This window comes from Chryseobacterium sp. NG-CE01, assembly GCF_055695505.1.
The window spans coordinates 3,786,674-3,806,454 of sequence record NZ_CM146369.1; the positions used below are offsets into that span (position 1 = coordinate 3,786,674).

Here is a 19,781-nt window from a genome sequence, read left to right on the forward strand (position 1 = left end):
ATTGATGTGAATTAAAAAGTCAGCTGAAATCCTAAAGAATAGGTTTTTAACGGCGGAAGAAACCCGGTCAGCACAAATTCCGGGTCCAGGCCGAAATAATTTGTAAGCGTCAGCAGGTTCTGTCCCTGCACATAGATCATCGCTTCCCTAATCCCGAACTTCTGAACCGGGATACTGTAGTTGAGCTGCACATTCTTCAGGCGTATAAACGAGGCGTCACCAACGGCCGCCGTTGAATTCTGAAATAACGAATGCAGCGTATTTTTCTGAGCAACCGTTCCCGTACTGTACTGCATATAGGTTCCGGTCGGATTGGAAGGTGACCAGGCATCCAACACTTCCAGCGGCTGGTTGTTCATATTTCCCGGGATAAGCATCTGGCGGTTGTAGTTCCAGTTTCGCTGCTTCACGAACTGGAAAAGAAAGGATGCCGACCAGTTCCTGAACCGGAGCGTATTGGACCAGCCCCCGTAATATTCCACCCCGATCTTTTCGATCACCTGGTTATCGTCCGGTGAGGTCAGCCTGCCGTCTCCGTTAAAATCTCTGAACCGGTACAGACCCGTAGCGGGATCCACCCCTTCAAACTGGTAGACCTTGACCAGTGTCATCGGATAACCGATCACATACTGGTTGCTGTACGTTGAGCCCGCAAGGTTCGGAAACGCCACCAGCTTGTTCCTGGGAACAGACACATTGACTGCGGTCTCGTACTTCAGCGGGGAGCTTTTCAGCACCTGTACGGAAGCATCAAATTCCCATCCCGTATTCTGAACCTTCGCCGGAAGATTGGACTGTATCGATGGGAACCCCGCCGTAGCAGGCAACGGAATTCCGACCAGCTGGTTGGATGAACTGTTGTTATAATACGCCGCCGTCACATTGATCTTGCTTCTTAAAAACGACAGTTCGATCGCAGCTTCCTTCTTCACCGTCTTTTCCCAGCTGAAGTTCGGATTGTACAACCGGGACGGCGATAATCCGGTAATTCCGTTGTATACCGATGTAGTGATGCTGTATGTGTTCAGATACTGGTAATCCCCGATCTTATCATTGCCGGTCGTTCCTATGCTTCCCCGTATCTTGGCAAAGCTTAACCAATTCAGGCCTTTCATAAATGACTCTTCAGACAAGATCCACGCAGCACCAATGGCCTCGAAATTCCCGAAACGGTTATCAGGTCCAAAGCGGCTTGACCCGTCTCTCCTTCCCGTTAGATTTAAGATGTACCTTTTCTTATACTGGTAATTCAACCGTGCAAAGGCAGCCGTATAAAAATACTGGCTGTTGACCTGATCCGAGATGATCTTGGTTTTCGCAGCGCCTATATTCCGGATCAGCGCATTGCTTTCAAAACCGATTCCCTGTATCGCACCCTGCCGGGTCTCAGACTGCTGAAGCGTGGTTCCGATCAAGAGATCAAACTGATGATCATTCCACGAATACGCTGCCGTAACCTGGGGTTCTAAAAGGTAAGAAAAGCTGGTCTGGTTATTTTTCGATGAAATGGAATTGGCACTCGTCAGTCCGCCCGATGTATTATACATCGTGTGCGGTTTCAGGCTGAGTTCCTCGAAATTCTGATACGTAATCCCACCATTGAACTTCAGGGAGAGAAAGGGAAACAGCCGGTAGGAGATATTCGTCCCACTGTTGATAAAGTTCGTTGAGTTCAGGTATTCACTGTTGAATAATGCTACCGGATTGGAAAAGGTATTGTTTTCCCAGTTGATATTCCCTGACGCATCATAGAGCGCCGGAGCATTAGGACTCAGCGTCAGGCTTCTTTTGGTCAGGTCATCGTTCTGAACATTATTCTTCTGGAAAGAGAATGAATTGCTCATGTTGACCTCCAGACGCTTATCCGGCGTCCTGAATGTAAAATTCCCGGTGATGTTATTGGTCTGGTAGCGGAAGTCAGCAGGAAATACCGTCGTCTGCTCCTGATGCCCGTAGCTGATGAGGTATGAAGTATTGTCTGATCCTCCGCTCAGGGACAGTTGCACCACCGAAGCATCTGCCGTCCTTCCGATCAGTTCCTTCTGCCAGTCCGTATACCGGTTCTGATCCCAGGTATTGAGATCATAGGCCGTTGCAGGAATTGTTGCAATTCCGTCATTCTGGAATGCCTGCTTTCTCATCTGTAGGTATTGCGACGTATCCATCATCTTCAGACGATTGGCCACTGTACTTAGGGAATAGGAGGAATTCAGCTTCAGGTCTGTCCTGCCCTTCCTTCCTTTTTTCGTGGTCACGATGATAACTCCGTTCGCTCCACGGCTTCCATAAATCGCCGTAGCATCCGCGTCCTTCAACACCTCGAAGCTTTCGATGTCATTCGGATTGATCGCGTTCAAAGGACTGATGGATGAATTCGGAAGGATCATTACTGCATACAATGAAGGCGTCTCAGTACCCAGAGGTACCCCATCAATAATATACAGCGGCTCATTCCCTTCCCTACGGATGCTGTTCTTCCCACGGATTTGAATATCAAAGCCACCACCAGGCGTTCCCGAGTTCTGCGTAATGGATACTCCCGACATTCTTCCCTGCACCGAAGACAATACATTGGTGACCGGTTGGTTTTCGATCTCTTTTGCGGAAACCCGCACAATACTTCCGGTCCTCTCCTTATCACGTACTTTATAATATCCCGCGTTAAGAAACACCTCCTCTATACTTTTCTCCTTATCATTGTCATTACCCTTACAGAGGTCATTCCCGTTACCTTCAGCACTCTTATTGTTCCTATTCGTAATCCCTATATCCCTCTCCTCCTTATCATCCAATGAAACATTGACCGTTTCCCTACTACCTACTATTACTTTATGGTCAGGATAATCCGGATGCCTGAAGATCAGGACAGGATTCTTTCCCGAAATCTGGACATTATATATACCGGAGCTGTCGCTGATTGCAACTGCACTACTGCCCTCCTGAAATATCGAAACACCGGCAACCGGCCTGTTCTGTTCCGTGACAGTGCCTGTGACCACACGCATCTGCCCTATTGCCACGCCTGAAACGAGCAAGGTTAAGCCAAGAGCCATTTGGATATGACCCAGGCTGCAAAAGTTTTTTTTCATACTTTTGAAATAGATTTAATTCGTTAAATTCAAGTCCTTTCCCTAGAAGCTTACGTCAATAAATCCTCTAGGACTGGACTTTTTTGTTTTCCCTGGTTAACACACTTTCTGTCTTTTACCACATTATTACCATAGCTATTTAATTCAAAAGATAATGCCTGGGAGGAAATCCCATAATTACATGCTGGTACCTGCTGCCCCAGCACATCATAAAAAGTAAATATGAATGAAATCTATGTCCCGTGAAAGCTTTAAAAGCCGCAATAGGTTGTACACCCTATTGTACCGTACAGTCTGATACTATATCTTAAAAAAGCGGCTTAGAGGTGCTGTAGAGAAAGCGAACTGCATAGAAATAAAACGGCGTGGAACTCTACAATATCCTAACTGAGGTACTGGTATACCTTACATACAGATAAGAGAGCCCACGCCTAGGTCGTGAGCTTCCTGCCTATCCTCTCGTATGTTAAAAATTACCAGTTTTCAGTTAGAGATTCTAAGCAATAGCTTCTAATATTTGTTGAAGTATCGCAAAGTTACATTTCAGTAACTTATTTTACAAATATAATAAAAATTCTTAAATCGTTCGCTATAGCGAACAGTATTTTTCTTTTTAATTTTTTCTTTTGATAAAGATTATTATAAAATGCAGAATAAAGAAGTTTTGAATACAAAAAATGCACTTGTTAATAAGCATTTATGTAATTTTATTGAAAGTAAATTTCTACGTGAATATCGTGACCAAAACGGTAATATTATAACACAAAATAAATATGCAAAAATGTGTGGAATAACTTCTTCAACAATCTCAAAATTAAAATTAGAAGAAGGGTATAATATTCCAATGTCAACAATTTACAATATACTACGACACGAGCGCTATTCATTAGAAAAATTCTTCAAAGAATTTGAAAGTGTAAAAGGTATAAACATTCCAGATTAATTCTGACAAGAGTTAGGATTTTATTTTTTATGAAAAAACAATAAAATTTAAGAATCAATTCTCAGTACTAATAACTTGGTAAACTAAAAAATTTAAGCATGATTAAATCTATTTCTGATCTACTAGAAAGACTTAAAAAAAATGGGATTGAAATTATAAAAGATTTCGGATACATTAAACATTCCAGGACTTATTGTAGATATGTACGAAGGTCTAGCCTATGATTTATTGAAAAATCACTGTTTAATGGTTTCAATCTACGTGTAGGATCTGGAAAAATTAAAAACAATAGTGGGAATATCAATTCACAAATTGACTGAATGCTAGTTGTTGATGAGGGAGAAACTTTACCCTACACAGATAAAAAAGTCTATCACTATAGTCAGGTGATTGCGATTTTAGAAGTGAAAAAAAATCTTAATAGAAAAAAAATATTAGATTCTTTTTTTAAAATGCATAGTGTTACCAAGGTTTGCAGAGACCTAGACCGTGATGGAGGCATATATGATGGAAATGCTAAGAAATGCATGGGTTCTGCTAACCAATATTGAACTACCAGAACGCAATAATATTAATGACCTTCCTGAACGTTTACAATTTGCATATCATATTCTATTTATGAATGCTTTTCTACCTATTAGGATTACTTTTGGATATAAATCCGAATATGCACTTAGGAAATCATTCTGGAAAATGTTAGAAGGAAAAGCATGTAAAGGCGAAAATAAAGGGTTTGGAATTGGCAGTTTTCCTTCAATAATAATTTGTGAAAATAATTCTTTAATAAAATGCAATGGACCGCCAAATAGTATACCTTTTCATAATGAGGAATTTTACTGGAGTATTTATGTTTCTACAAATAAAATCCTTTAATGAATTATTGGATATTATTTGGACTAGACTTTCTTTCAAATATAAAATCTCCTCCACTATACTGTTTGACGATGGATTATTGTCTGAGCCATTTCAAAGATTTATAGATTGCAAATTTGAAAAAAGTGATCTGATGCAGGGATGGACCTACGACTACTTCGAACTTGATGAATCACAATTGCAAACTGAACCTCAAATTTATGAATGGAAACCTATTGAACTAGACAAAATCGAATTTATTATTATAAACACATTGATTAAGTCCCGGAAAAATTCAAATGTCCAACATTGATTTTTCAAAACTTCGTCAGCTCTGAAAAATTTGATCTTAATAAAACTATTAAAAGATTACATAAAGAAAGATTGATCTTTTATAATGAATCTGAAACCACACTATTAACAAAAGAATGTTAAATTAGTTGTATCGACGGTAAATTTTACGCGGGGGAAGATCTAATGGATTAATGACAAAATGGATTTAGAAAATATTCCTGTAATTAAAGATTTCAAAGAATGAATATACTATATAACTTCAAAAGATGCGGACGGTAATATTTTTATAAGTAAAAAAATCATAATTCGTCGAAAAGAATACCGTGAAAATACTGAACCACGCCATTATTTTTGTTGTTAATTTTGTCTTTTAATAATTATTACATCAAAAAATTATTTTAATAAAGACTATTAACATTTAAACTATATCATAGATTACGATTTTCCGTAATTTTATTAATACTAATTTTATTTATCTTTACACATATGAAATCATTTCCCACAGAAACTAATAATGATAATTACTAATATAGATATAACAAAATACACATTTTCAGGACACGATTCTTTTCAATGTCGCCAGCTATGGCTAAAAAAGGGGTATGATTTTGTTCAAGAAGGACAATCATTTAACAGTGAGGATGCAGTCGTAAAACTTGGTGTCGGAAAAAATATGGTGTCTGCAATCCGTTATTGGATGAAGGCATTTAACATTATTGATAATAAAGACATACCAACAGAATTTGGAATAAAAATATTTGACACCACCAGTGGTTATGACCCCTTTTTAGAAGATGAGGCGAGTTTATGGTTATTACATTATCAGCTTGTAAAAACAGAACTTGCTTCCATATACACTATCATTTTTAATGAATTTAGAAAGGAAAAACTTTTTTTCACAAAAGAGACCTTTTTAAACTATCTAAAACGGCTTCAAGAAGTAAGTCCTGAATTAAGTTTTAATGAAAATACAGTTGCAAAAGATTTTACGGTATTTTTGAACATGTACAAAAATGATAATGAAAATATTGACATAGAAGATAGTTTTTCAGGGATCCTTTCAGAGATAGGATTACTAAAACAAATAGGAAAAGGTAAAGAAGAACAGTTCCAAATTGAAAATAACGAAAGAGATAGTTTGTCTGATGCTGTGGTGCTTTTCTCAATTTTGGATAATCCTACTTTCGGAAACTCAATTAGTTTAAATTCTTTAGAATTTGATACTAATAGTCCAGGTTCAATCTTTGCGTTAAACCGTTCAGGATTAGTAAATAAAATTTCTGACATTGTTCGTGATAATAAAAACATTACTTTCACTGACCATGCAGGAATCAAAGAACTTCAATTTAAAAATAAACCTGATGCGTATTCAGTTTTAGATAAATATTATGGCAAATAATTTCACTACATCAGTAAATATAATTAGGGATACGGAAAGAAATTTCAATTATATCCCAACGCCCAATGCAGGGCAAGTCGTGAGCCAAATTGTAAACGATTTTAAAAAAGGTATTCGTTCTTTTACTATCGTAGGAACCTATGGAACAGGAAAATCATCATTTCTATTAGCATTTGAACAAAGTATTAAAAGTGAAAAGCGGTATTTTGAACCCAATTTCATAAAAAATCCCAAATCTGATTTTATAAAGATTATTGGAAATTACACTTCTATTATAGAAGAGTTTGCAGATATATTTGGAGTAAATACCAATAAGAACAAGCACGAAAATATTTTATCTGAAATATTTAACCGTTATCATTCATTAGGAAGTAATGGTATATTGTTTTTGTTGTTAGATGAATTTGGTAAATTTCTAGAATATGCGAGCAAGCATAATCCTGAGAACGAATTATATTTTATTCAACAATTAGCAGAATTTTGTAACAATCCAAAATATAATATTGTATTAATCACAACAGTTCATCAAAGTTTTGAGTCATATGCTTATTCATTGAGCAATACTCATAAACAAGAATGGACCAAAGTCAAAGGTCGTTTTCGTGAAATTACATTTAATGAGCCAGTAGAACAACTTTTGTATTTAGCTTCTGAACATATCACTGAAAATTTTGAAAATAAAGAATCTAAATCAGCAATAGAAAAATGCTTGAACTTATCGGTTAAAACAAAAGCATTTAATTTCAATAATGATTTCTTAGAAGAGATAACCTCAAAATTATATCCGCTTGATATAATCGCTGCAAATACATTAACTCTTGCATTGCAACGCTATGGTCAGAACGAAAGATCTTTATTTACTTTCCTTGAATCAACAGACCATACAGGATTAGCAAAATTTAATAAACGGGAAAACCCTTTTTATAATTTGAGTTGTGTGTATGATTATTTGAATTTCAATTTTTATTCATTTCTTACATCCAGATATAATCCCGATTTTTCGGCTTGGAGTTCTATCCGTTCCGCAATAGAAAATATAGAGAGAACATTTGATGTGTCTATAAACAATTATGTTAAAGTCGTTAAAATTATAGGATTATTGAATATTTTTTCAGCCAATGGAGCAATCTTGGATGAAGATTTTTTAAATAACTACCTTGAGATCGCTTGTGGTGTTTCAGACGGTAAAACTATTATTAAAAATCTTGATTCCAAGAACATTATTCGTTTTCGTTCTCATAACAAACGATACATTCTTTTTGAGGGAACAGATTTAGATATTCAAACAGCATTAATTGAAGCGGGAAATAAAATTTCAGAAGTAAGTGATGTTACTACACTACTTAATAAATATTTTAGCTTTTCACCAGTGTTTGCTAAACTTTATTCTTATGAAACAGGTACTCCAAGATTTTTTCAATTTAAAATTTCGGAGTATCCCATAAATGAAGAAATTCCACAGGGAGAAGTAGATGGTTATATTAACCTTGTTTTTAATAGTAAATTAGCTTCAAAAAATATTAGGGAGACCTCGCATCTACAAGAAGAAGCTGTAATCTATTGTTTCTTTGAAAACTCAACTGAAATAAAAGATTTACTTTTTGAAATTGAGAAAATTCAAAAGGTAATTGATGAGAATAAAGAAGATAAAGTTGCCAAAAGAGAATTAGAAAATATTTCCGATTCTCAAAAAAGATTGTTAAATCATTATATTACAGATAGTATTTATACAGGAAGTAAAGACGTAAAATGGTTTTTTAAAGGAGAAGAAAAGACAATTTCTAATAAAAAAGACTTCATCAAATTACTCTCACAGGTTTGTAGTATCATCTATAATGCTACACCCGCTTTTAAGAATGAATTAGTGAATAGACATAAAATATCATCTTCTATTCACACTGCTAAACGAAGTTATTTTAAAGCATTAGCAAATAATTGGGATAAAGAAAATTTAGGTTTTGAGGATGCTAAATTTCCACCTGAAAAGACAATATATTTATCGTTATTAAAGGAAAATGGAATTTCTCCTATTAGAGAAAACTCTATTGATGTTATTTCTATTGATGAAAATTCTTCTTTTTACAAACTGTGGAAAGCTTCTGAATTTTTTTTAGAAAGTGCCAAAGATGAACCGAAAAAGATTTCAAACTTCGTTGAAATATTAAGTAAACGACCATTCAAACTAAAGCAGGGATTGATTGATTTTTGGATTCCCACATTTCTGTTTTTGAAACGTGATGATTTTGCTATTTTCAATGAAGATAGTTATATTCCATATTTGTCAGAAGAAAACCTTGAATTGATAGCTAAATATCCACAAGATTATACAATTAAGGCATTTGATATTGAAGGAGTAAAATTGGACATCTTTAATAGTTACAGAACTTTTTTAAATCAGTCTGTTGAAGAAAAATTTGATAATACTTCATTTATAGAAACTATAAAACCTTTTATTGTTTTTTATAAACAATTACCAGAATATTCTAAACAAACAAAAAGATTATCTTCATCAGCATTAAAAATTCGTAAAGCAATAGCTACAAGCAAAGACCCCGAAGAAACATTCTTTGAAGCTTTTCCGAGTGCTTTGGGCTTATCGCTGAGTACATTACAAAAGGACAAGTCTAAATTGCAAAGCTACGCTATAAATTTGCAAAATGCAGTTCGAGAGTTACGGACATCATATGATGAGTTGATAAAAAGATTTGAAGAGTTTATTTGTGACGAATTTGTAGGAAGAACAGTTGATTTTGATGAATACAAAGAATATTTACAGAGGCGTTTCAAAAAACTTAAGAAACATTTGTTATTAGCTAATCAGAAGACTTTTGTTCAACGTATTGATTCAGCTTTAGACGATAAAAAGGCGTGGCTAAATTCCATTGCACAATCAGTTACAGGTAGAACGCTTGAATTATTTACTGATGAAGACGAGATTTTGCTATACGAAAAATTCAAAGCGGTTATTTTAGAATTGGATAGCTTGACAAATATCTCAAAAGCAGATATTGATGAGGTTAATGAAGAAGTGATTGGGGTTAAAATTGATTCATTCTTTAGCAAAATAGACCCTAAAGTTGTAAGAGTACCCAAAAGTAAGAGCCAAGAAATTGAAGATTTGAAAAATGTATTAAAAATTCAACTTGGAAAAGATAAGACTTCTAATATTGCAGCAGTATTGAATTTATTAAAAGAACTAATGCAATGAGTAAAACAAGACACGTTTTAGGAATTTCGGGAGGCAAAGATAGTGCAGCTTTGGCTATTTATGTAAAGACTAAATATCCAGAGTTGGAATTGGATTTTTATTCAAGTGATACAGGAAAAGAGCTTGATGAGACTTACCAGCTAATCCAAAATCTTGAAGTTTATCTTGGTATAAAAATAAATATTCTGAAAGCTGCGGAAAACAGTTCAGAAGACCCCTTCGACCATTTTTTGAAAATGTATGGAGGTTTTTTGCCCTCCTCAAATTCTCGTTGGTGCACCAAAAAATTAAAGCTCGACCCATTTGAAAAATATGTGGGAACTGATCCTGTTGTTTCTTATGTAGGTATTAGAGGAGATGAAGAAAGAGAAGGATATATATCTACTAAGAAAAATATACAGTCTATTTTTCCATTTCGAAAGAATATTTGGAGTGAAGATGTCATATCTAAATTGTTGTCTAATCCAAATATCGAAATGATTGAGGGGTACGCTAAAAATATTGATTTTGGAAGATTTCAAGAAAAAGCATTACAAATTGTTTCAAGAAAAATAGATACTTCTTTTACACAGGCACAAAAATTAAATGCTTTATTAGAAACTGATGTTAAAGGCTTCAATCATTTGGTTTTTGAATTTTTAAAAACAACAGACTATCCATTGGCAAATGAACAATCCTTTCCACTACTTGACAATGAAGATGTTTTAGTGCGAGATGATATTTTCAGAATTTTAAAAGAAAGCGGTGTTGGTGTTCCTGCTTACTATAATAAAATAGATTTTGAAATAAATGGTAAAACTGGTCAGTATGCAAGAAGTCGTTCAGGTTGTTATTTCTGTTTCTTTCAGCAAAAAATAGAATGGGTCTGGTTATATGAGCAACATCCCGATATGTATAAGAAAGCAATGGAATATGAAAAAGATGGTTATACGTGGATCCAGGGAGAAAGTTTAGAAGATCTAATTCAGCCTATAAGAATGGAAAAAATTAAAACTGAATACATTAAAAGAATGGAACGAAAAACTTCTAAAAGTCAATCTCCTTACTTAGTAGATATATTAAGTGATGAAGAAGAAACAGGCTGCGCTTCGTGTTTTATATAAATGTATAATAATGGAAAATATAAAAAGTTTTTTTGATTCATTTAAAGAATTTGTTTGGGATATTATTGGATATTTACTGCCCGGAAGTTATCTATTAATAGTATTATCAATAATTATAAAAAAAGATTATTTTGTTTATCCTACAATAGGAACAAAGTCAGATGATTTCTATCCATTTATTTTTATAGTTGTATCATATATATTGGGCTACGCTATCTATGGATTGGGAGTTATGAAAGAAAATATTTTAGGAGAGTATTCTTACATAAAGAAAATTGAAGAAAAAGTAAAAAACCGAAGAACATTTTTACTTTCGAAGGAACTATTATCAAAATATCTTAATGACAAAGATGTCTCCTATGACTTAAACAACACAAAATTAAGAGAAATAAGAAGCATTGTTATGGGCTTTATGCCAGAACAGGATCAGAAAATTTATACTTTTACATTTAGAGCCGATCTTTCTAATCAAATTGGAAATACTTCAATAATATTAGGTGTTTCAGCTTTACTTTTTTCTATCTTAAAGCCCTTTTCTTTAGATTTATTTAATACGGGGAAAGCATATTATATAATTTATTTTTGTTTAATTTTTAATTATATTTTATTAAGACAAACACGAAATAAATTTTATGAAATATCATTGGGATTGCCATTTTCAATCTATACAGCAAAAGCCACTTCATTATGACATATAGACCCAAAGTTTTTCTATCTGGTGGATTTAAAAGTAATTGGCAATCAAAAGTCATTGAAGAACTTAATGAACAATTTACTTTTTTCAATCCGAGAGAACATAATCTTGAGCATTCAGATTTCTATACAACGTGGGATATTCATTTTGTAAAGGAGTGTGATATTTTCTTTGCTTATATGGAAACTACAAATCCCTCTGGATACGGATTAGCATTCGAGCTAGGTGTTGCCTATTCTTTAAATAAAACAATTATTTTAATCGATGAAAAATCAAAGGATGAAAAGACTTTTGCAAAATATTTTAAAATCCTCCATAAACCATCAGGAGTAATATTAGATAATTTAACTGATGGTATTAAGTATTTAAAAAAATTCTCGTTTTAAAATCTTAATTCATATGCAATTTATATATCTTGATTATAATGCTACCACTCCAATAGACCCGGAAGTACTAAATACAATGCTTCCATTTCTAAAAGAAAATTTTGCCAATCCAAGTAGCACACACTATTTTGGAACAATTATAAATGATGCAGTAAAATCTGCAAGAATACAAGTTGCAGATTTAATCAATGCAGATGATAAAGAAATTATTTTTACAAGTGGTTCAACCGAAGCAATCAACATTGCTTTAAAAGGAATTGCAGAAAATCATTCAGATAAAGGAAAGCATATAATAACTGTTTCAACAGAACATAAAGCAGTTCTCGATACTTGCAAACACCTTGAAGGTCAAGGTTACGAAATAACTTACTTATCGGTTCAACCAAATGGGTTGATTGATTTGAACGAATTGAAAAATTCGTTTCGTTCAGATACAACGTTGGTTTGTATAATGTTTGTAAACAACGAAACAGGTGTTATTCAACCAATACAAGAAATTGCTTCACTTACACACGAATTTGGGGCAGTGTTTATGACTGATGCAACACAAGCTGTTGGAAAAATTGAAATCAGTGTAGATGATTTCGGTATTGATATTTTATGTTTAAGCGGACATAAAATGTATGCACCTAAAGGAATTGGGGCTTTGTATGTGAAAAAAGGAATTAAACTTTCTGCGTGCACACACGGAGGCGGACACGAAAATGGTTTGCGAAGTGGAACATTAAATGTTCCAAGTATTATAGCACTTGGAAAGGCTTGTGAAATTGCCGAACAAGAAATGAAACAAGATGCTGATAAAGTTGCTAAATTACGGAATGAATTAGAAAAAGAATTACTTAAAATTCCTAATACGTTTGTAAATGGAAGTAGTGAGAATAGAGTTTATAACGTCAGCAATATTTGTTTTAAGGGTCAAGATGCCAATGTGATGATTGGCAGAATGAAAAACATCGCTGTTTCAAATGGCTCGGCTTGTACGTCTGCAATTGTTGAACCTTCACACGTTTTGACTTCAATGGGATTAAGTGCTGATGATGCTTTTGCTTCACTTAGATTTTCATTAGGAAAATTCAACACAGAAGAAGAAATAAAGATAGTTGCTAAAACGATTTCTGAATTAACTAAAACGATGGTAGGAAATGCTTAAAGATTGTGACTGGTCAATAGATAGAGATTATAAGACTGGAACTGAAAATGAGCCTCTGCAATTTTATTTAGATGGTTTAGCTAACAGTTCTGAATTTCATTTGTTGTTAGGCTATTTTAGTTCAGCAGCTATTAATTTGCTGTCTGTTGGTTTTGCTACATTCATAAGCAAAGGCGGGAAAATGCGGATGGTTATCAATCATTTGCTGTCTGAAAAAGACAAAGAAGCTTTTAAAAAAGGACAAAACTCTGATAATCTGAATAATGTATTTGATTTATCAGATGTCGTTTCTCTTGAAAAAGTACTTGATGAATACGATACCCATTTCTTTGAATGTTTGGCATATCTGATTGCTGAAAAACGAATTGAAATCAAAGTAATAAAACCTAAAAAAAATAGAGGAATTGCCCATTATAAATCAGGAGTTTTTAGTGATGGAGAAAATTCTGTAGGATATAAAGCTTCTTGTAATTTTACATTATTCGGTTTGTCTGAAAATTTGGAAGAATTAGAAGCGTTTTTAGATTGGGAAGATGAGAGGTCAAATAAACTAGTCAAAAAACAACTAAAGGCAATTGATAGTTATTTTTCTGAACAAGACGAAGATGTTGAATATTTGTCAGCAAATGAAATAGAAGTTGCAATTAGAGATAAGTTTGATAATAAAAGTATTGATGAGTTAATTGTTCAAGAAGAACAGCTATTTGAAAAGAAAAGAGGTCTTATTAAAAATAACAAGCTAAAACAAACTATTGTTAAGCTTTACGATGCTATTGACAAAAATTCGAGAAAACCAAAGTTTCCGTATGCAGAAGGTCCAAGAGAATATCAAAATATAGCTTTTAATAATTGGAAAAATAACAATCAACAAGGATTGTTTGCAATGGCAACAGGTACAGGAAAAACCATTACATCTTTAAATTGCTTGCTTGAGGTTTATAAAAAAACAGGCTATTATAAAGCATTAATTCTTGTACCGACAATTACATTGGTTAATCAATGGGAAAACGAATGTAAAAAATTCAGTTTTACGAATATTGTAAAGGTTTGTTCAAAAAGTCGTTGGAAAAACGATTTTGCGTCTATCTTGACGCGAGAACGACTTTCTCCGACAGAGCAAGTTTCATATATTGTAATTTCAACGTATTCTTCTTTTGCAAGAGAAAATATTTTTACTGAGCTGAATCAGTTGCCAGCCAAAACCTTGTTTATTGCCGACGAATGCCATAATATGGGGTCAGGCTCTTTACTTAAACTTTTGTCAAAAGTTAACTGTAAACGAAGAATTGGTCTATCTGCGACACCCGAACGGCAATTTGACGAAGAAGGAAACAAAAAGTTGCTCTCGTTTTTTAACAGTGAAAATGAATACACTTATGAGTATTCAATGGAAGAAGCCATAAATAAGGGTGTATTATGTCGTTACTATTATTACCCTCATATAGTTACTCTTACAAAATCCGAAATGAGAGATTATATGGAGTTATCACTAAAAATATCAAAATTCTATAAAAGTGAATCTGACAGTTTTAGTAAAAATTCCATTTTAACAGCACTATTATTAGCGAGGAAACGAATTATACATAAAGCATCTAATAAAATATCTGTCTTTAACGATATTCTAAAAGAACAATACAAAAAGAAAGGCAACTTAAAATATACATTGGTTTATGTTCCTGAAGGTAACGACCCGAACGAATATTTTGAAACAGATTATTTTTCAGATAACGATGAAATAGAAAATGATAATGATGCTATACATTTAATTGATGTTTTTACTGAAACAGTAAAGAATATTGATAAACGAACAACAATTAAGCAGTTTATTTCAGGAACTAATGCTAAAGAATATGTTTTAGAACAATTTGCTAATGGAGAAATTGACGTACTTACTTCAATGAAATGTTTGGATGAAGGAGTTGATGTACCACGTTCTGAATTAGCTATTTTTTGTGCAAGCACTGGAAATCCCAGACAATTTGTACAACGTCGTGGTCGCATACTTAGGAAACATCCTGATAAGCAGTTTGCATATATACACGATTTAGTTGTGATTCCTGAAATAAATCCCAACAGTGAAAGCTACAAAATGGAAAGAAGTATGTTAAAAAAGGAGTTGGAAAGAGTCAATAATTTTGCTTTGCTTTCAGAAAATAGTTCTCATACAATCAATATACTTTTAGATACTATGAATTATTATAATCTAAATCTTTACTATAATGAATAATAAAGATAAAATGTTGCAATTAGTTCTTTCTGACGAAAAACTAAGTTCTTTTTATGAATTTGATGCGAAGGATTTTCCTACCGTAGAAGATGCCTTAAATTCTGAAAACCCAATTGTTGTAGCTGTCGCAAAAATTATTGAGGGAGTTGCTGGAAGTTCTGATAAAGGTGTTTTTAAGGAAACTTATAATGAAGTAATTAACTATCTAAATCAGAATATATTATGATTATCAAAGAAATCACAATAGAAAACTTTAGAAGTTATTACGGCGTAAATACCATTAAATTTGATGATGGATTAATGATTTTCATTGGAGATAATGGCGATGGAAAAACTACTTTTTTTGAGGCGTTGGAATGGTTGTTTGATACTTCAAGACAAAATCTTGATTATCGCCTAATCTCAGAAAAGAAAATATTAGAGTTACCTGAATTTGAAAGTGAAATTCTACGTGTTTCTATGATTTTTGATCACGACGGTGAAAAAATTGTGGAAAAATCATTTTCGTTTTCAAAAGATGCTAATAATGAAATAAAAACAAATGATTTTCAATTCAAAGGCTTTGAAAATGAAGGAGCTGAAAGAATTCCAATTCAGGGAGGAAAATTATTAGACCGCTGCTTTGAAGCAGCTATACGTAAGTATTGTCTTTTCAAAGGAGAAGAAAATCTTAATGTTTTCAATAATCCTGAAGCTTTAAATTATCTGATTGAAACCTTCTCAAACATAAGACAATTCGAACCTTACTATAGTGGAGAGGAAGATAGTTCTGGTTTTACTGATTATGCTGAATACCAATCTCGAAAAGCATTTGAAAAAGCGATGAAATCAGACAAACAGAACTCTGAGCAAGAAAGAGAATTAAGTTCAAAATTAGATTCCCTAAGAAGAGATTTAAGTGACGTTCGACAGAGATTGAGAAGTAATAGAGAAAACGCAACTAATTACTCAACAAAACTCAATGAAATTGAAAATAGTAAAGAAGCGAGTGAATTATTACGGGATATAAATGAACGTTTAAAATCATTGAGAGATAAAAAGAATCAAACAGAAAAGCATATCAACGAAGAATATTCTATAAAACTTCTTGATAATATGTGGATTCTCAGTGGATTTTCTTCAGTCTTTGATGCGTTTCAACAAAAAGTTTCTCTGTTCAGTAAAGAGAAAAGAAAACTTGAACGTGAAGAATATAAACTAAAAGGTAAACAAGAATTAGCTAAAGAAATAGCCGAAGGTATTATTCCTTTATCTCCTAATATTCCCGATAAAATCTCTATGCAAGAGATGATTAAAGATGAATTTTGCAAGGTTTGTGGTCGAGAAGCAAAGGAGGGAACAGACCCATATAAATTTATGGTTAATAAGCTTAGTGACCTAATAAAAAGTCAGCAACCGGAAGAAAAGGTAGAAGAAAAACAACTTTTCCCAAATAATTTTTTACGAGAATTAGAACAGAAAAGTAATAATTTAGAATACAATCAAGCAGAAATAAACGGATTAATAAACACAATAAGAGATACTATTGAGTTTAATGAAGCAAGAAAGGCCGAAGCAAATAAAATTCAGGAAAGTATTGATATAGAAGAGGAAAATAAAAAGAAATTATTAGCTCAAAATGATGGGTTAACAGAAGAACAACTACAAAACGCTTATGAAAATATCAAAAACTGGTGGGATTATAGAAGTCAAGCAGAAAAACAAATTGTTCTTCTTGAAAAAGAAGAAAGTGAAATACTGAAAGAATTAGAAAAACAGCAAGAAGCTTACAATAATTTGGCTAAAACTTCTGTGGCGGCTACATATAGTAAAATTCATAGTGCATTGGACAAAATTAAAAATGCTTTCAAAAATGCAAAAGAGAAAAATGCTCAAGATTTCTTAACACTACTAGAAGATAAGGCTAATCAATATCTTGAAAAACTTAATATTGATAGTTTTTACGGAATATTAAGAATAATTAAAGCGCCTGATGGAACTGCAAGAATAGCTTTACAAGACAAAAATGAGGTCTTTATTTCTAGTCCTAATCAAGCTCTAAAAACGACAATGTACATGTCGGTTCTATTTGCTGTATCAGATTTAACTGCATTAAAAAGAGAGAATGATTATCCATTAATTTTTGACGCTCCTACAAGTTCTTTTTCTCCACAAAAAGAAAGTGACTTTTTTAAGGTTATTTCAAACATTAATAAACAATGTATAATATTTACAAAAAGTTTCTTAACAGAAAATGGAATTTTAGATAATAATAAAATTGATGCCCAAAGTTGTACAATTTATAGAATGGAAAAACAACGTCCGTTCAATAATTTAGATTTGTCGACTATTCAAACTAAATTAACTCTAATAAAAGATTAATTATGGCAAAAGAGAATTTATACGATGTGTGGGCAAGAAGAAATCCACAATTTGAAACTCATTTTGAGGATATACTTTTACGACAATTTACTGAGTATGGCGGAGGTTCGGTAGAATCAATGTCAAGCAAAGGAAAAATATTTGGTTCTGGTTATGAGCTCTACATATATGCTTTTTTTATTGGTTTATATGCTGATGGGCGAAAAGAGTTAGCTGGCGACACAAAAGTATTAGGACAACCTATTCAGTATTGGGGAAACTTAGATTCTAAGAAATTTAGAAAAGCCTATCCAAAATTAAGGGATTATATCTTTACTGCATTAATAGCAAAAACTAACGACTTGGATTTAATTGCTCTTGAAAAGGGAGAAGTGACAGAAAGAAAAGCTGTTGATTATCTAATTGATACTATGGAGCAATATGCAAATTATGGTTTTTATACAGTAGAAGAAAAATTAAAAGATAACCCTAATTATTTTTATAAAAATACTGGTTTCTTAGATATGATGTTAGATTTAGTAAATGCAGATAAGAGCGGAAGCGATCACGAAATATTGGAAGAACTATAAACAAATAAGATAATAATATATTAGTTAATACCAAATTAATTAAACAACATTGCAACTATAAAAATGGAGAATATTACGTTCTCCATTTTGCTATCTAAATAATGCGTCTGTATATTCCTTATTTACCACTCTATCTCTCATTGAAGCTTTATCTGTGAAATTTCTGGAAATATTTCTTATCATTTCACTGTAATTATCAGTTTCATCATCTTTCGTACGATAATATGGTTTTATAGAACTACAATTTTTATGTTCAAATAAAGTATTTAATAAAGTTCTATCTGAAATACCACAAGAATGACCAAAAATAAATACTTGATAATTATTAGAGTTTATAAATTCCAACAATCTTTTATAAGAATCGCTTTCAAGATATTTCATTGATTTTATATTCTGCAAATATTCATTATCATTAAGGTTTTCAATTTCCAAATAATCTTTATCTATTTCATCTCCAAAACCGAAGATTATTTTATTGTCTGATTTATTATTTAGTATTCCATGAATATGAATTATATCAGTAGAAATATCATTACCAAATTCACTATCCGTTGGAGGGTTATGATAATGTGTTTCAGTTGATGTATAATTAAAACTAACAAACAATACATCTTGTGGTCTATGTCGAAAATAATTGGGTGATGTCCCCGATATTAATAATTCTTTTATTTTTCTTTTTTTGTCCTTTAAGCCTCCTAATGCATTGTATAATCTTGTTTCTCTATCGGACAAATTAAGATCTTGAATGTGAACATTACCCTTTTCTAAATCTTTAATATTTGAATAAATGTTTTGAAAAATTTGTTCTGTTAGATGATTAATAGATGATTCGGAAAAATCTCGTAAATTAAAATCAGAATATATGACTTCATATATTGATTTTTTAAAACTCATTTGCTCAACTGTAATAGGAAAACTTTTTGAAAATTCTTGTTGAACTTTTGTTAGATATTTTTCTAATAGGGATTCGACATTAGAAAATTCTTTATTTAGTTTTGCTATCGTGTATCTTGAAGGTTTTTTATAACAGTTTTTTAATAAAAAGTAATAATCATTTTCAATATCTACCCAATTTTGTGAAGATTTATTTCTATTGAGAATTTCAAAAAATTCATTTGTAAAGTTTAGATTAGTATTAATGTTATTTAAATTGTCTTTTAATGCTTCATAATTATTATTGCCATCCCAACTTACTGGAAGAGGTTGTACATGAAATTCATTATTTTCAAAACCATTTTCCCAATCAGGTTTTGCTCTAATTTTTTCAATTGCATTCTCCCAATAATCATCTATAAAATTCCCATAGCTCGTCTTCATTCCATGAGCTAAGTCAAAACCATTCCCAATTAATATTATACGATTCATAAGTATTAGTTTTTAATAAGCAGTAAATATAATGTTTTATAAAGATCAACCATCAATGGTATTATCTTTATCAATAACCTAACCTATTATCCTATTCTTGCGATAAAGAAAAACAATATGATATTCACCGTCAAATTAAAG

At 32.5% G+C, this 19,781-nt stretch carries 14 protein-coding genes; 12 read left to right on the forward strand and 2 right to left on the reverse strand.

Annotation, left to right across the window (positions count from 1 at the left end; all coding sequences use genetic code 11):
• Window positions 1–11: 11 nt before the first annotated feature.
• The gene (locus tag ACYT6F_RS17360) at window positions 12–3,089 is read right to left on the reverse strand and encodes a SusC/RagA family TonB-linked outer membrane protein (RefSeq protein ID WP_472598879.1); all 3,078 of its coding nucleotides are present in this window, start codon (window positions 3,087–3,089) and stop codon (window positions 12–14) included.
• Window positions 3,090–3,735: 646 nt separating this feature from the next.
• Between ACYT6F_RS17360 and ACYT6F_RS17365 the strand changes: the two genes are divergently transcribed.
• The 12 genes from ACYT6F_RS17365 (at window position 3,736) to ACYT6F_RS17420 (ending at window position 18,275) form a co-directional block, all read left to right on the forward strand.
• Window positions 3,736–4,032, forward strand: coding sequence for a hypothetical protein (locus tag ACYT6F_RS17365; protein ID WP_472598880.1), 297 nt, complete (start codon window positions 3,736–3,738; stop codon window positions 4,030–4,032).
• A 492-nt stretch (window positions 4,033–4,524) separates the two neighbouring features.
• Window positions 4,525–4,905 (forward strand): hypothetical protein, encoded by a 381-nt coding sequence (locus ACYT6F_RS17370; RefSeq protein ID WP_472598881.1) that lies wholly within the window; start codon window positions 4,525–4,527, stop codon window positions 4,903–4,905.
• Between the two features lie 787 nt (window positions 4,906–5,692).
• Window positions 5,693–6,577, forward strand: a complete 885-nt coding sequence (locus ACYT6F_RS17375) for a DUF4007 family protein (protein ID WP_472598882.1) — start codon at window positions 5,693–5,695, stop codon at window positions 6,575–6,577.
• Window positions 6,567–9,785, forward strand: a complete 3,219-nt coding sequence (locus tag ACYT6F_RS17380; protein ID WP_472598884.1) for a hypothetical protein — start codon at window positions 6,567–6,569, stop codon at window positions 9,783–9,785. The genes ACYT6F_RS17375 and ACYT6F_RS17380 overlap by 11 nt, the downstream gene beginning before the upstream one ends.
• Window positions 9,782–10,888, forward strand: a complete 1,107-nt coding sequence (locus ACYT6F_RS17385) for a phosphoadenosine phosphosulfate reductase domain-containing protein (protein WP_472598885.1) — start codon at window positions 9,782–9,784, stop codon at window positions 10,886–10,888. Before ACYT6F_RS17380 ends, ACYT6F_RS17385 begins: the two co-directional genes overlap by 4 nt.
• A gap of 10 nt (window positions 10,889–10,898) precedes the next feature.
• Complete coding sequence (locus tag ACYT6F_RS17390; protein WP_472598886.1) at window positions 10,899–11,579, forward strand: hypothetical protein; 681 nt, start codon at window positions 10,899–10,901, stop codon at window positions 11,577–11,579.
• Window positions 11,576–11,968: a nucleoside 2-deoxyribosyltransferase domain-containing protein gene (locus tag ACYT6F_RS17395; protein ID WP_472598887.1), complete on the forward strand. Its 393-nt coding sequence runs from the start codon at window positions 11,576–11,578 to the stop codon at window positions 11,966–11,968. The genes ACYT6F_RS17390 and ACYT6F_RS17395 overlap by 4 nt, the downstream gene beginning before the upstream one ends.
• A gap of 13 nt (window positions 11,969–11,981) precedes the next feature.
• Window positions 11,982–13,118: a cysteine desulfurase family protein gene (locus ACYT6F_RS17400; protein WP_472598888.1), complete on the forward strand. Its 1,137-nt coding sequence runs from the start codon at window positions 11,982–11,984 to the stop codon at window positions 13,116–13,118.
• A complete protein-coding gene (locus ACYT6F_RS17405) occupies window positions 13,111–15,345 on the forward strand; it encodes a DEAD/DEAH box helicase family protein (protein WP_472598889.1) in 2,235 nt (744 codons plus the stop codon). Before ACYT6F_RS17400 ends, ACYT6F_RS17405 begins: the two co-directional genes overlap by 8 nt.
• Window positions 15,338–15,571 carry a hypothetical protein gene (locus ACYT6F_RS17410; protein ID WP_472598890.1) on the forward strand — a complete coding sequence of 78 codons (234 nt, stop codon included), beginning with the start codon at window positions 15,338–15,340 and terminating at the stop codon, window positions 15,569–15,571. Before ACYT6F_RS17405 ends, ACYT6F_RS17410 begins: the two co-directional genes overlap by 8 nt.
• On the forward strand, window positions 15,568–17,706 hold the full coding sequence (locus ACYT6F_RS17415; protein WP_472598891.1) for an AAA family ATPase: 2,139 nt from the start codon (window positions 15,568–15,570) through the stop codon (window positions 17,704–17,706). The genes ACYT6F_RS17410 and ACYT6F_RS17415 overlap by 4 nt, the downstream gene beginning before the upstream one ends.
• 2 nt (window positions 17,707–17,708) lie before the next feature.
• On the forward strand, window positions 17,709–18,275 hold the full coding sequence (locus tag ACYT6F_RS17420) for a hypothetical protein (RefSeq protein ID WP_472598892.1): 567 nt from the start codon (window positions 17,709–17,711) through the stop codon (window positions 18,273–18,275).
• Window positions 18,276–18,365: 90 nt separating this feature from the next.
• On the opposite strand, the gene ACYT6F_RS17425 is transcribed toward ACYT6F_RS17420, so the two are convergent.
• Window positions 18,366–19,640, reverse strand: a complete 1,275-nt coding sequence (locus ACYT6F_RS17425) for an AbiH family protein (RefSeq protein ID WP_472598893.1) — start codon at window positions 19,638–19,640, stop codon at window positions 18,366–18,368.
• Window positions 19,641–19,781 lie beyond the last annotated feature (141 nt).

Bases quoted from the DNA above. Each gene is read 5' to 3' on its own strand.
- ACYT6F_RS17360 (WP_472598879.1), bottom strand. From the start codon at position 3,089: ATGAAAAAAAACTTTTGCAGCCTGGGTCATATCCAAATGGCTCTTGGC.
- ACYT6F_RS17365 (WP_472598880.1), top strand. From the start codon at position 3,736: ATGCAGAATAAAGAAGTTTTGAATACAAAAAATGCACTTGTTAATAAG.
- ACYT6F_RS17370 (WP_472598881.1), top strand. From the start codon at position 4,525: ATGGAGGCATATATGATGGAAATGCTAAGAAATGCATGGGTTCTGCTA.
- ACYT6F_RS17375 (WP_472598882.1), top strand. From the start codon at position 5,693: ATGATAATTACTAATATAGATATAACAAAATACACATTTTCAGGACAC.
- ACYT6F_RS17380 (WP_472598884.1), top strand. From the start codon at position 6,567: ATGGCAAATAATTTCACTACATCAGTAAATATAATTAGGGATACGGAA.
- ACYT6F_RS17385 (WP_472598885.1), top strand. From the start codon at position 9,782: ATGAGTAAAACAAGACACGTTTTAGGAATTTCGGGAGGCAAAGATAGT.
- ACYT6F_RS17390 (WP_472598886.1), top strand. From the start codon at position 10,899: ATGGAAAATATAAAAAGTTTTTTTGATTCATTTAAAGAATTTGTTTGG.
- ACYT6F_RS17395 (WP_472598887.1), top strand. From the start codon at position 11,576: ATGACATATAGACCCAAAGTTTTTCTATCTGGTGGATTTAAAAGTAAT.
- ACYT6F_RS17400 (WP_472598888.1), top strand. From the start codon at position 11,982: ATGCAATTTATATATCTTGATTATAATGCTACCACTCCAATAGACCCG.
- ACYT6F_RS17405 (WP_472598889.1), top strand. From the start codon at position 13,111: ATGCTTAAAGATTGTGACTGGTCAATAGATAGAGATTATAAGACTGGA.
- ACYT6F_RS17410 (WP_472598890.1), top strand. From the start codon at position 15,338: ATGAATAATAAAGATAAAATGTTGCAATTAGTTCTTTCTGACGAAAAA.
- ACYT6F_RS17415 (WP_472598891.1), top strand. From the start codon at position 15,568: ATGATTATCAAAGAAATCACAATAGAAAACTTTAGAAGTTATTACGGC.
- ACYT6F_RS17420 (WP_472598892.1), top strand. From the start codon at position 17,709: ATGGCAAAAGAGAATTTATACGATGTGTGGGCAAGAAGAAATCCACAA.
- ACYT6F_RS17425 (WP_472598893.1), bottom strand. From the start codon at position 19,640: ATGAATCGTATAATATTAATTGGGAATGGTTTTGACTTAGCTCATGGA.